Origin of the sequence: Gemmatimonas aurantiaca, from assembly GCF_037190085.1 — a bacterium.
Taxonomy (GTDB): Bacteria; Gemmatimonadota; Gemmatimonadetes; order Gemmatimonadales; family Gemmatimonadaceae; genus Gemmatimonas; species Gemmatimonas aurantiaca_A.
In genome coordinates this window covers 910355-924101 of the sequence record NZ_JBBCJO010000005.1, presented here as the reverse complement: position 1 = coordinate 924101, position 13747 = coordinate 910355, and the positions used below count along the sequence as shown (strand labels likewise).

Sequence of the window (13747 nt, the reverse complement as noted above, 5' to 3'; positions counted from 1 at the left end):
CGCGCTGGAGGGCGGAAGTTCAGAGCCAGTCGCGCGGGGCGAGCATGGCAATGAGACGCGCCTCGAAAGAATCCGGCTGATACTGAGGGGCATACTGCCACGCGGCGAGCGGGGGCAGACTCATGAGCACACTCTCCACGCGGGCATCGGTCTGCAGGCCGAATGTGGTGCCCCGATCGTGTACGAGATTGAACTCCACATACCGCCCACGCCGTACGAGCTGGAAGGTGCGTTCCGCTTCCCCGTAGGGTGCATTCCGCCGGCGTTCCACGATGGGTTCATACGCGGCCGTGAGCACCCGTGCGACATCGGTGATGAAGGCCTGCAGGTCGGCATCACCGAGGCCATGACGCGGATCGTCCGGCCGCAGATGATCGAAGAAGATGCCACCCACACCGCGCGGTTCGTTTCCGCGATGAGTATTCACGAAATACCGGTCGCACCAGCGTGTGTATTCCGGATAGAAGTCCGGGTGATGCCGACGGCACATGTGGGCGAGGGCCCGATGAAAGGTGCGCGGATCATCTTCATGGGGATAGAACGGCGTGAGATCCGTACCGCCGCCATACCAGCGGTCGGTGAGCGCGCCCTGTTTGTCGCTGAGCTCGAAGTACCGCACGTTGAGATGCACGGTGGGCACCATCGGGCTGCGGGGATGCACGACGAGACTCACCCCCGTGGCGAAGAATTGTGTGGTGCCCGCACCGGATCCCGCGCCCACTCCACCCAGTCGCTGGGCCGCGGCCTCGGGGAGCACGCCCATCACGACGGAACGGTTGATGCCCGCTTTCTCGAAGGTCGTGCCGTCACTGAGCACGCGGGCCACACCACCACCTCCGCCGGGTCGCTCCCAACGATCCTCGCAGAACGTGCCGCCCCCATCGAGCCTGGTGAAGAATGCGGTCAGTTCGTCGTGCAACGTCTCCATGCGCGTGGCGATGGCGGCATGACGTGCATCACGACGGTCATCACGGTGTTCAGCCCGATGTTCATTCGCCGCCGTCAGCTCGCCGTTCATCGACATGCCGTTCCCGGACATGTCATTCACCGGCATGCCGCCACGCGCTCCGGTGTCCATTCCCACTCCTTCACCGCGTCCACGAAGGCACGCGCGTGCGCCGGGGGCACATCGGGGAGAATCCCGTGCCCCAGGTTGACGATGTGCCCGGTGGGACCGAACTGCCGGATCATCGCCTGGGTGCGCGCACGGATCTCCGAGGGCGCGGCATACAACGCACACGGATCGAGATTGCCCTGCATGGCGACAGGGAAGGGTGCGAGCTGCCGGCGCGCGGCCGCTGGTGCGGTGTGCCAGTCGACGCCGATCGCATCGGCGCCGGTGGCCGCGGCGATTTCATCCAGCGCCCAGCCGGCGCCGGGTGCAAACACGATGACCGGCGCACCGGCTTCACGCGCGCGGCGCGCGGCTCTGGCGAGATACGGCAGCCCGAAGGCGCGGAACTCGTCGGGCGCCAGCGCACCGGCCCACGAATCGAACAGTTGCACCACCTGCGCGCCCGCGCTCACCTGCGCGACGAGAAAATCACCCACCGCCACGGCGAGTCGGTCGAGCAGCGCGTGCGCCATGGCCGGCTGCTCGAACAGCATGCGCTTGGCCACCGCGAACTGCTTGGTGCCGCGCCCTTCCACCATGTAGGCGGCCAGGGTCCACGGGGCACCGGCAAAACCGATGAGGGGCACCCGACCATCGAGCGCGCGGCGCGCCATGCGCAGCGCGGCGAGCATGTAGTCGAGACGCTCTTCGGGCACGACGGTGCGCAGACGTTCCACGTCGGCCGGTTCCCGCAACGGCGTGGGGAACTGCGGACCGATGCCTTCGTCGAGCGTCAGGTGCATGCCCATGGCCTCGGGGATGACCAGGATGTCGCTGAAGATGATGGCGGCATCGACGCCGATCAGATCCACCGGTTGCAGCGTCACCTCCACGGCCAGTTCCGGTGTGCGACACATGGTCAGGAAGTCGGACTTCGCACGGACGGCACGGTATTCCGGCAGATAGCGTCCAGCCTGGCGCATCATCCAGACGGGCGGACGCGAAACCGTTTCGCGGCGCAGGGCACGGAGCAGCAGATCGTTCATCAGATCGTTCGTCGGGGCACGCAGGGAGGTCGTGAAACGCCGAGGCTCCCATCGGGCGGACGGGAGCCTCGGTCTGCATGGAACCTACAGGACGACACGGCGGCGGCATCCTCCGGATCTCTACGGAGGGCCAGCCGACATGCCCGCACCATGCACCTGACCATGCACCTGCGCGGTGAGCCTAGGCAATCCGCCGGGGGCGGAAGTTCGATGTGACAGGCTCGGCCTGAAAACGCTCGGCGGCCCGCCCGAGCATCACCGCCTGTTCGCGCAGTTCCATGCTGGCGGCACTGCCTTCCTCCGCGTTCGCGGCGACGTTCTGCGTGACGGCATTGATCTGATCGACGGCCAGCGCGATCTGCTCCACGCCGTCCTGTTGCTGACCGGCCGCGGCCGCGACGTCGGACATCACATCGCGTACCCGATCGGCCTGCCGCACGATCTCCGACAGTGTGGCCAGGACGGTTTCGTTGAGGCGCACCCCCGCCGTGGTGCTCGAAACCGACTCTTCGATGAGGGATGTCGTGTTGCGCGCCGCTTCCGCGCTGCGCAGGGCCAGACCGCGCACTTCTTCGGCCACCACGGCAAACCCGCGCCCGGCGTCTCCCGCACGTGCCGCCTCCACCGCGGCGTTGAGTGCGAGCAGATTGGTCTGGAAGGCGATCTCGTCGATGGTCTTCACGATGCGCGCGGTGGCATCCGCACTGGACTTGATCCGCGTCATGGCCTCCGCCAGTTGCTGCATGACCAGTTCGCCCTCGGCCGCCGTCTTCCGCGATTGTTCCGCCAGGCCCCGTCCTTCCCGCGCATGGGACGCGCTGGTTTGCGTCATGCTCGTGAGCTCCTGCAGGCTGGCGGCCACTTCCTCGAGCGAAGCCGCCTGATGCGATGCCCCATCGCTGAGCGACGTGCTGGCATCGCTCAGCGCAGTCGACGTGCCCAGGATCTCGTTGACGGAGCGATGCACGATCTGCATGGCCGACTGCAATTCCGCGAGCGCCGAATTGAAGTGCTCCTGCACTTCGGTGTTGCGACCGGTGTAGGTGCCGTCCAGGCGGACCGTGAGGTCGCCCTGGGCCAGGCGGGCCAGGGCGCCACTGATGTCGTCCAGGAAACGCATCGCTTCGCCCTTGAGGATCGCTTCGATCCGTTCCTGGCGGGCGTTGGTGAGCGCGGTGATGACGATGGCGATATCGACCTGCAGCAGTCGATCGAAGGCCCGCTGGAAACGGCTCAGCTCCGCCGGTGTGGCGCCCCCGTTCTGCACGGCCGCGAACATATGCTCGCGGATGACTTCGTACATCGCCACATACCAGTTCGAATCGAGATCGATGCGCTCGTGCACCTGGCCCACGAGTTGCCGGTACGCGACATAGGCATCGTCCACGACCCCGCCGAACATGGCCAGCAGGTAGCGGGTGATCAGCGGTCGTTGACGATCCACCGACGTGTGTCGGTCGAGAATGGCCTGCGTGGCTTTCGTACCGGCGATGTGCGCATAGAAGTCGTCGATCATCGCATTGCATGCCGCGCGACAGACCGGTTCCCACGCTTGTACCACGCCGAGATCGGCATTGGTCAGTTTCAGAAAGGCGAGACGCTGGAGCACCTCGGGATCCGTCACATCAATACGCCCGAGGGGATAGCTGCGCTCGGCATTCTTCGGGGCCGCAGAACGAAACCAGGACATTGGGATGGGATTGAGGTCACTCGCGATACTGTATGGCTCCCGACATCGGGAGGAAGATCCGCTCGCGATACTATCCTGACTTATCGGTATTGGAGGACGTAACGCGTGTCGGGATTTCCCCGACTTCTGCCCCGTATCCGGCCTCTCGATGACCACCTGCTCACCTGTCGGTGAATACGGATCCCCACCGTGCACGGATCATTCGTGGCGCAACGCCGTGATGGGATCGAGATGCGCAGCACGGCGCGCCGGGATCATGCCGAAGATGATGCCGATGGCGATCGAAACGATGACCGCGACGAGGGTGAGGGTGAGAGGGACGGGGGCATCGATGTTCATGGCGAGGGACACGAGACGCCCGAAGAGCAGGCCCACGACAATGCCCAGCATGCCACCGATGCCGGTGAGCGTGGCGGCTTCCACGAGGAACTGCAGCAGGATGTCCCGCCGGGTGGCCCCGAGAGCCTTGCGTACCCCGATCTCCCTGGTGCGACTGGTCACCGACACGGTCATGATCGCCATCACGCCGATGCCGCCGACCAGGAGCGCCACACCCGACAGCACCATCATCACCAGGAAGAACACCCCGGTCATGCTGTTGAACGTGTCGAGGATCTGGTCCTGGGTGATGAGGTCGAACGTGTTCCCGTCAGCGGGGCGCAGGCGGCGCATCTCGCGCAGTGCCATGGTGACGGCGCCCTGTGCGTCCGCCACCGACACGCCAGCGCGCGGTTTCACCGGAATCCAGAGGGCATTCGTGCGATCGATCGGGAACTGCCGATCCATGAGACGAAATGGCACGACCGCTCCAGTCGACTGTCCGGCCGGCGCGAAGATATTGCCGGGTTCACTCCAGATGCCGATGACCGTGAGGGGACGTCCACCGATCTGCACCAGTCGATCGAGGGTCCCCTCGCGGCCGAAGAGCCGCCGGGCGGCCTTGTCCTCCAGCACGACCACGGCGGCCGCGTTCTGCAATTCGGCGCGTGTGAACCATCGCCCCTCGAGGAGTTCGCCACCCTGAATGCGCATGAACCCATCGTCGGCACCGAAGACGGGCATGGGTTGTGTGCGCACACCGGACACTTCGAAGCGGGCCGGGGTCTGCGCCCAGAGGGAGGCGTAGGCAATTTCCGGAAGTTCGCGGATCCGCTCCGCTTCGGCTTCGGCGAGATCGGGGCGGATCCGCACATCGCGGGGCAGGTTGTCCGGGTTGAGCGGCGTCTGGGAGAACTTCTTCAGCACGTAGAACGTCGTCGGACCCGCCACTTCGATCGTGGTGACGATCTGATCGCGGATGCCCTGCACGATCGCCGCCATCGCCATCACCGTGGCCACGCCGATCACGACGCCGAGAATGGTGAGCGCGGACCGCAACTTGCTCACCCGCAGCGCGTCGAAGGCAATGCGGATGTTTTCCGTCACGTCTCGGCCCGCATCGCGGTGATGGGATCGAGACGGGCGGCGCGCGAGGCGGGATACACGCCGAAGATCACGCCGATGCTGGCGCCCAGTACGAGCGCCAGCGCCACGCTCCACGCGCTCACGCGAGCGGGGAGGGGAGATACGGTGGCGATCAGCAACGCCAGCAGCCAGCCGGAGGTCACGCCCAGGGCTCCGCCGCACATGGCCATCGTGATCGACTCCACGAGAAATTGCCGTCGTACATCGGCCGCGGTGGCGCCGACGGCTTTCCGGATCCCGATCTCGTGCGTGCGTTCGGTGACCGCCATGAGCATGATGTTCATGATCACGATGCCTCCGACGAGCACGCCGATGGCGACGACCGCCGGTACCACCGCGAACAACACGCTGGTGAGCTGTTTCCAGAAATCCACGAGAGCGTCGGCCGTACCCACGTCGAAGTTGTCGCGATCGGCGGGACGCAGGCGACGCACGACACGCATGGCTTCCTGCGCACGGACCATGGCCGGGCCGATCTGCGCGGCTTCGCGCATCTTGACCGAGATGGTGGTTGTCTGACGGCGTCCGTACAACGTCTCGAACACCGTGATGGGCATGATGGCAAATCCGTCGAAGGACTGCCCCAGCACCTGTCCCTTGCGGGCCACCACGCCGATCACGGTGAAGCGCTGACCGGCGAGGCGCACGTCGCGGTCGATGGCGATTCCACCGCCAAAGAGCTTCTGGGCGACTTCGGCTCCGATCACGATCACATGACGTCGTTCCCGGACGTCGATGTCCGAGAGCGGACGTCCGGCCGTGAAGCGATAGTCCTGCACCTCCTGATACGGCGCCGTCACACCGTAGATCAGCACGTTGCCCAGTGTGCGGTCCCGCCAGATCATATCGGCCTGCGGCGTGGGCCATCCCGACTGCAGGCTGATGGCCAGTGCATCCGGCAGTGCCTCCCGCACGGCGGCGGCATCCCGTTCGTCGATCCGCGGCCGGCGGTACAGCAGGCGGAACTCGTCGTCGGTGAAGAGACCGAGGCTGAGCGGCAGTCGACGCACCTGGAAGGTGTTCATGCCGATCATCGCATCGGCGATGTTCTCCTTCACGTAGGCATTCATGCCCTGGATGATGGCCACGACCGCCACCAGGAATCCCACCGACACCACGATGCCCAGCAGGGTGAATGCCGTGCGCAGTTTGTTGGCGCGCAACTGCCCGAGGGCCATCAGGACCACGTCGGAAAACCGCATGGCCACATTCTAGCCTCGCCGGGATGCTCTCACTACTCGTATCGCAATGCCTCCACCGGATCGAGGCGCGAGGCGCGCAGCGCGGGAAGCATGCCGAACACCACACCGGTCGCGATGCTGGCGAGGATGGCCGTGGCAATGGCCGATCCGGGAATGGACGCCGGGATGGACGTGTTCGTGCGCACGACCCAGGCCAGGACCGCACCGACCATGAGCCCGGTCGATGCACCGATCGACGTCAGAGTGGCCGCTTCCACCAGAAACTGCCAGAGGATGGTCACGCGTGTCGCTCCAAGGGCCTTGCGCACACCGATTTCGCGCGTGCGTTCGGTGACCGAGATCATCATGATGGCCACCACGCCCACGCCGCCCACCAGCAGCCCGACGGCGGAGAGCGCGAGACCCACCATGAAGATCGCGCCAAAGAGCTGGTCGAATGTCTCCAGCATGCGATCCTGCGCCACCAGTGCGAAGTTGTTCGGCTGCGCCGGTTTGAGTCCGCGCCGGCCCCGCAGCATCTCGGTCACCGCGTCCATGACCACGGCCTGCTCCACGCCGACGCGCGGCTTCACCATGATGAGCAGACCACGCCGCCAGACATCGAGATGACGATAGGCGGTCATCATCGGCAGGATGGCGCGGGGTTTGTCCGGTCCCCGGCCGTCCATCGACTTGAGGAACCCGGCTTTGGTGTGAAACACCCCGATGACCGTGAACTGCTTCCCCTCCACCGCGATCTGTTTGCCGATCGGATCGGAATCGCCGAACAGTCGGTTCTTGAGCGTATCGTTGATGATCACCACCTGCGCCGCGCCATCGTGCTCGGCACGGGAAAAGCTGCGGCCGGGCGAGAGGTCCGCCACGTCGGTCTTGAGCCAGTCGGTGCTCTGTGCGTCGTAGCCCACGTTGGTGACGTGGCGATCCTTGTAGTCGAAGCTGGTCTGACCGGAAAGCCATGCGGTGGCCGCTTCCACATCGGGCATGTCGCGGATGGCCGCCCACTCGTCGAGGGTGATGGCCGGATTGCGCCGGTCGGGGCAGGTGTCGTCGGTGCCGTCGCAGGCATTGAAGCCGATGCCGCGTCGACGCACCTGGAACGACGTGGCCCCGAACTCGTCGAGATCCGACTGAAAACTCTGCCGGATGCCATGCACCGTGGCCCCCATGGCCACGACCACGAACACCCCCACTCCCACGCCGGCAATGGTGAGGCCGGCGCGGACCTTGTTGGCGCGGATCGCATCGAGGGCAATGCCGATGCCTTCGAGGGCGAGCAGGATACGATCGAAGAATCGCATGACTGTTCCGGTGACGGTTTGTTCTGTCCCTGGCCTATTCCTGCCGTAACGCGGCGATGGGATCGAGGCGGGCGGCGCGGCTGGCGGGATAGATGCCGGCCGCGATGCCCACGCCGGCGCCCACCACGAGTGCGGCCACGATCGACCAGGGCGCCACGGCGGCCGGCAACGGGGTCAACGAGGCAATCGTGGCCGCGAGCGCCACGCCGAGACCGATACCCACCGCGGCACCGACGAGACTGAGGGTGGCCGATTCCACGAGGAACTGCGACATGATGTCGCGTCGCCGCGCGCCCAGCGCCTTGCGCACGCCGATTTCCCGCGTGCGTTCGGCCACCGCCACGAGCATGATGTTCATGATGACCATGGCTCCCACCACGAGACCGATGGCCGGCAGTGCCGTCCCGAACACCACCATCTTGGACTTGATACCGTCGAAGAAGGCGAGGGCCTCGTCCTGTGTCTCGAGCGCGAAGTCGTCGCTCTTGCCGGGGGGCAGGCGTCGCGCGGCCCGCAGCACCTCACGCGCCGCGTCCATACCGTCGGTGACGAGCAACGCCGATGGCGCCTGGACCACCATCGATTCGATATCGCCCCGCGGCCGGATGGCGCGCTGCAGTGGACTGGTGTACGGCGCGATGGCCAGTCGGTCGAGCGAGAAGCCGAACACCGTCCCCTGTTTTTCGATCACGCCGATCACTTCGTAGGGGGTGCCATGAATCCGCAGTTCGCGTCCCAGCGGATCGAGCCCCTTGAAGAAGTGCTCCGCGACCTCCACCCCGATCACGATCACCCGCGCGCCGATGTTCACTTCCTGTGGGCCGAAGGCGCGACCGCGTTCGAGATTGAACTTCTTGATGGTGAAGTACGACGCCTCGGTGGCCACCGCCTGCACCTGGCGCGGACGGTTGTACGGCGAGTTCGCCGACAGGAAGGTCTCGCTGGCGATGGCCGACAGACTGCCGGGCGGCAGCACGGTGCGCACCAGGGCGGCATCCTGCGGATACAGACGCGGACGACGCTGGATCTCGCGCCAGTCGAGATTGTCGTCGGTGTTGAAGTCGTTCCACCGGCGCAGCGTGAAGGTGTTCACGCCGAACAGCTTGCCGGCAAAATCGTTCTCCACGTACCGGCTCATGCCTTCCACGATCGAGACGACGGCGATGAGAAACATCACGCCGATCGTGACACCGATGAGGGTGAAGAAGCTCTTCAGCTTCTGCACGCGGATCGTGGCGAGCGCCAGCCGGACGGCTTCGAGAAAAGCCATCCGCGATGTCCCCTGTTGAATGGGCGGAGTGTCCGACGAGTCGATGCCGTTACCCGGATCCGACTCGTCGTTCGCTATGGCCGCCTACTCGTAGCGGAGCGCTTCGACTGGATCGAGTTTGGCCGCGCGGCTCGCGGGAAGCATGCCGAAGATGATGCCCGTGACGCAGCTGGCGCCCAGGGCCGCAAAAACGGCTGCCGGTGGGATACTTGCTTCGATCGGCGTGAAGCTGCGAATGAGCAGGGCAGCGAGCCAGCCCACGAACAACCCGATGGCGCCTCCGATTCCCGTCAGCGTCGCCGCTTCGACGAGAAATTGCCAGAGGATCGTGGCCCGGGTTGCCCCGAGCGCCTTGCGAACACCGATCTCGCGCGTCCGTTCGGTCACCGAGATCATCATGATCGCCACCACCCCCACACCACCGACGATGAGACCGACTCCGGAGAGCGCAATCATCACCAGGAAGAACATCCCGAAGATGGAGTTGTACGTCTCGAAGAGCTTGTCCTGCGTGATGATCGCGAAACTCGATTCCTCGGAGGGCCGGGTCCCGCGCGCGCCACGCAGGGCCGCCGTGACATCGTCGATGACTTCATCACGGGAGACTTCGCTTCTGGGTTTCACCGACAGTCCCACATTGCTCGCCCGCGCACCCAGATAGCGGATCAACGCCTGCACCGGTACCACTGCCTTCGGACGTTCCCCGCCGGAGAGGAAGCTGCTGTTGTCCTTGTAGACCCCGATGACTTCGAACGGCACGCTGTTCATCAGGATGGTCTTGCCGATCGGATCGGATTCATTGAACAGCCGTTCGGCCATGAGGGTGGTGATCACCGCCACGCGGGCTCCCGTGCGCGCCTCGGCCACCGTGAATGCCCGTCCGGGATAAACCTCCGGCGCGCTGATCGCGGTCCACTCGGCCGAATACCCTTCGATCGGCGCGCTCGACAGTTCGCGATCGCGGTACTTCACCTTCGCCCCCCAGTCGAGACGCTCCCCCACGGCCTCCACGGTGGAGAGCCGACGCAGGGTCTCGATCTCGTTGGGCCGGAGCGGCGGATTGCGCAACCACTTGCAGGTCTCGTCCGATCCATCGCACGCTTCGAAGACGATGGGATAGCGGGAGATGAAAAACGTCGTCGGACCGGTGCTGGCGAAGTCCTTGGCCACCGACTGGTTGATGCCGTGGATGGCGGCCGAGATGGCCACCACCACAAAAACGCCCACGGCGATGCCCAGAATCGTGAGACCGGCGCGCACCTTGTTGGCGCGCACGGCGTCGATGGCGATGCGGACCCCTTCGGAAACCGCGGAGAGACGGGTGCTGAGCGCGGACATCGTCACTCCTGCCTGAGTGCGGCGATGGGATCGAGGCGCGAGGCCCGGCTGGCCGGATACACGCCCGAGATGATACCGACACCGGCGCCGAGCGCCACACCCGCCACGATGGACCACGGCGCGACACTGGCCGGCAGCGGAGAGACCAGCGAGATGAACTTCGCCAGTCCGATGCCCAGGCCCACGCCGATGGCCGAACCCACGGTACCCAGGGTGCTGGCTTCGATGAGGAACTGCAGCAGAATGTCCCGCCGTTTGGCGCCGAGGGCTTTGCGGATCCCGATCTCACGGGTCCGCTCGGCCACCGCCACCAGCATGATGTTCATGATCACGATGGCGCCGACCACGAGCCCGATGGCCGGAAGCGCGATGCCCGCCATGACCAGGTAACCCTTGATCTTGTTCCAGAACTCCAGTGCCGAATCGGCGGTCTGCAGCGCGAAGTTGTCCTTCTGATTGGGTCGGAGATGGCGCTGCGCCCGCATCACCGCGCGCACGGTCTCCATGGTTTCCTTCATCGCCGGATCGCTGGGGGACTGGATGGCCACGGCGTCGACGATGTTGGGGCGGCTGTTGAGGAACCGTCGCGCCGGGGAGCGCCAGCTCGTGACCAGGAAGTTGTCCATCGACATGCCGAAGATCTGCCCCTGCGTCTCGGCGATGCCCACGACCCGGAACGGCACGCCGCCGATCTTGATCTCGCGGTCGATCGGATCGAGACTCGGGAACAACCGCTTGGCGGCGTCGGCACCAAGAACCACGGCTTTCTCGCCGCGGGCCAGCTCCTGCTCGCTGAGCACACGTCCCGAACTCACCCCCAGCTTCTTCATGTCGAAGTACGCGCCGTCCACCGCGCTCACCTGCACCCGACGCGGCTTGCCGCTGGAGGACGACGACACGTACACCTGCCCGTCGCTGATGAAATACCACTTGGTATCGGCGGGAAGCGCCGACGTCACCGGCTCGACATCGGTGATCTCGAGGCGCGGCCGCTTGCGGTACTCGTCCCACGTGGCCTGGTCGACATCGCCGATGTTGATGTTGGGGCGGTTGCGCAGCTCGAACGTATTGACCCCGATCAGCTTGCCGACCAGGTCGTCCTCCATGTAGCGCCCCATGCCCTCCACGATCGACACGACCGAGATGAGGAACATGACGCCGATGCACACCCCGAGCAGCGTGAACGCGCTCTTGAGCTTCTGGGTGCGGATCGTGGTCAGTGCCAGGCGAATGGCGTCGAAAAACGGCACGGGAGTTCGGTGAAGGACTGAAGAGGGAAACGGAAATTCAGTGGGCGACGGACATGCCGACCCGTTCGACGAACTGGTGACGACGCTCGTCGCTGGCGATGACCCCGTCACGCAGCACGACGACACGACGCGCATGCGAGGCAATATCGGGCTCGTGCGTTACCATCACGACGGTCTGGCCCTCGCTGGACAGTTCTTCGAAGACCCGCATGATCTCTTCCGACGTCTGCGAGTCGAGATTGCCGGTCGGTTCGTCGGCCAGCAGGATGGACGGGCGGTTGACGAGCGCCCGCGCGATGGCCACACGCTGACGCTGACCGCCCGAGAGCTCGTTGGGCCGATGGTGCATGCGCTGACCGAGCTGCACACGCTCGAGGGCCTCCGTCGCGCGTTTCTTGCGTTCTTCCGCCGACACGCCGGCGTACACGAGCGGCAGTTCGACGTTCTGCAGCGCCGAAGCGCGGGGCAGGAGGTTGAACGTCTGGAAGACGAACCCGATCTCCTTGTTGCGCACGCGGGCGAGCTGGTCGTCGCTCATCGTGGAGACGAGCATGCCGTTCAGCCAGTATTCGCCGTCGTTGGGCGTGTCGAGGCAGCCGATGAGGTTCATGAGCGTGGACTTGCCCGACCCCGACGGTCCCATGATGGCGACGTATTCGTTGCGGCGGATGGCGAGATCGACCCCGCGCAGTGCGCGCACGATTTCCCCGCCCATGTCGTACTGCCGTGTGAGCTGCCGCGTGACGATGACCCAATCCTGCCCCGGAGTTGCCCCCGGGGCCGCGACGACCGCGCGTCGTTCGCCGGTCGTACTGAGGCCGACTTCGTCGGAAGAGGTCACGACTTGGCTCCGTTGGCCGGCGTCTTCTTCGGGTCCGGCTTGTTGACCTTGATCAGTGCTCCGTCCTTGAGTTCACGGATGGCCTGATACGTGCCCGCCACGATCGTCTCGCCGGCCTTGAGGCCATCGAGCACTTCGAAGTGACGTTCACCCGCAATGCCCACCTTCACCGGCCGGAAGGTCACCTTGTTGTCCGCGCCGACGATGAACACGCCTTCCACGTCCCGCTTGCCCACTTCCTTCGTGGGCTGGCGACCGACGGCCACGGCCGAGTCGCCGCTGGGCAGGCTTTCGTTCTCCCGCACCGTGAGCGCGATGATGGGAATGCTGAGCGCCTTGGTCCGCGTGGCCGTGACGATCTTCGCGGTGGCCGAGAAATCCGGACGGGTTTCACCTGGCGGATTCACGAGCTGTACGCGCACTTCGTAATCGATGGCCTGGTCGCCGGTGTTCGTCGAGGCGGTCTTGGTGACGGAGCTGTTCGAGATCTCCACCACGCGGCCCACGAAGGTGGTGTCGGGGAACGCGTCGATCTGGATGAGCGCCGAATCGCCGACGCTGATGCGGGCCACGTCGGTCTCGTCCACCTTCACCTTGGTTTCGAGCACGCTCATGTCGGAGATCGTGAGCAGCGTGGCGGCATCCTTGTTCAGGGTGCCCATGATCGCCGTTTCGCCCTCTTCGACATTGAGACGCGTCACCTTGCCGCTCATCGGCGCCACGATGGTGGTGCGGTTGAGCGCCTGACGGGCATCACGCACCGAGGCCACGGCCTGTTCGACCGAGTAGTTGGCCGCCTCCGCCAGTGCCTTGTTCACTTCCATCTGCGTCTTGAGCTGCTCGATCTGTTCGTCGCTGACGAGGCTCGGGGTCTGCTGCTTGATCTTGAGCGACCGTTCGTAGTTGCGTTCGGCCTGGATCAGATTGGCGCGGGCCTGCGCCGCCTGCGCCTTGGAGGAGGCCTGCGCCGCTTCGGCCCGCTGCAACGCCGCCGTGGGCTGCTCGGGGTCGATCTGCAGCAGGAACTGTCCCTTCTTGACGATATCGCCTTCCTTCACCGACAGGCGCACGATCTTGCCGGTCACGTCGGCGGAGACGTTGACCTTGGTGCGGGGCTGGATCTGTCCACTGGCGGTCACCGACGCCACGAGATCCCGCGCTTCCACCGCCTCGGTGCGCACTTCCACCGGCTTGGTGTTGTTCTTCTTGGCGGCGACGAAGGCCAGGGCGGCCACAGCGACGACGACAGCGCCGCCGATGCCGTACTTCACGGTCTTGGTCATGACTGATCTCT

At 65.4% G+C, this 13747-nt stretch carries 11 protein-coding genes; all 11 read right to left on the bottom strand.

All coding sequences use genetic code 11. From position 1 onward, the window contains the following. Nucleotides 1-19 precede the first annotated feature (19 nt). Complete coding sequence (gene hemF, locus WG208_RS09740; RefSeq protein ID WP_337171147.1) at nt 20-1078, bottom strand: oxygen-dependent coproporphyrinogen oxidase; 1059 nt, start codon at nt 1076-1078, stop codon at nt 20-22. Next, nucleotides 1045-2100 (bottom strand): uroporphyrinogen decarboxylase, encoded by a 1056-nt coding sequence (gene hemE / locus WG208_RS09735; RefSeq protein WP_337171146.1) that lies wholly within the window; start codon nt 2098-2100, stop codon nt 1045-1047. Before hemE ends, hemF begins: the two co-directional genes overlap by 34 nt. Nucleotides 2101-2281: 181 nt before the next feature. Then, nucleotides 2282-3790, bottom strand: coding sequence for a methyl-accepting chemotaxis protein (locus WG208_RS09730; RefSeq protein WP_337171145.1), 1509 nt, complete (start codon nt 3788-3790; stop codon nt 2282-2284). Nucleotides 3791-3988: 198 nt separating this feature from the next. Continuing rightward, nucleotides 3989-5215: an ABC transporter permease gene (locus WG208_RS09725; RefSeq protein ID WP_337171144.1), complete on the bottom strand. Its 1227-nt coding sequence runs from the start codon at nt 5213-5215 to the stop codon at nt 3989-3991. After that, entirely contained in the window at nt 5212-6456 is a 1245-nt protein-coding gene (locus WG208_RS09720) for an ABC transporter permease (protein WP_337171143.1), read from the bottom strand. Before WG208_RS09720 ends, WG208_RS09725 begins: the two co-directional genes overlap by 4 nt. A 32-nt stretch (nt 6457-6488) precedes the next feature. Beyond that, the gene (locus WG208_RS09715; RefSeq protein ID WP_337171142.1) at nt 6489-7754 is read right to left on the bottom strand and encodes an ABC transporter permease; all 1266 of its coding nucleotides are present in this window, start codon (nt 7752-7754) and stop codon (nt 6489-6491) included. Nucleotides 7755-7788: 34 nt separating this feature from the next. Next, the gene (locus WG208_RS09710; RefSeq protein ID WP_337171141.1) at nt 7789-9024 is read right to left on the bottom strand and encodes an ABC transporter permease; all 1236 of its coding nucleotides are present in this window, start codon (nt 9022-9024) and stop codon (nt 7789-7791) included. An 84-nt stretch (nt 9025-9108) separates the two neighbouring features. After that, nucleotides 9109-10362 (bottom strand): ABC transporter permease, encoded by a 1254-nt coding sequence (locus tag WG208_RS09705; protein WP_337171140.1) that lies wholly within the window; start codon nt 10360-10362, stop codon nt 9109-9111. Nucleotides 10363-10364: 2 nt separating this feature from the next. Continuing rightward, nucleotides 10365-11612: an ABC transporter permease gene (locus WG208_RS09700; protein WP_337171139.1), complete on the bottom strand. Its 1248-nt coding sequence runs from the start codon at nt 11610-11612 to the stop codon at nt 10365-10367. Nucleotides 11613-11649: 37 nt separating this feature from the next. Next, nucleotides 11650-12327, bottom strand: a complete 678-nt coding sequence (locus WG208_RS09695) for an ABC transporter ATP-binding protein (protein ID WP_345786981.1) — start codon at nt 12325-12327, stop codon at nt 11650-11652. 122 nt (nt 12328-12449) lie between these two features. Next, nucleotides 12450-13736: an efflux RND transporter periplasmic adaptor subunit gene (locus WG208_RS09690; RefSeq protein WP_337171137.1), complete on the bottom strand. Its 1287-nt coding sequence runs from the start codon at nt 13734-13736 to the stop codon at nt 12450-12452. Nucleotides 13737-13747: the final 11 nt, after the last annotated feature.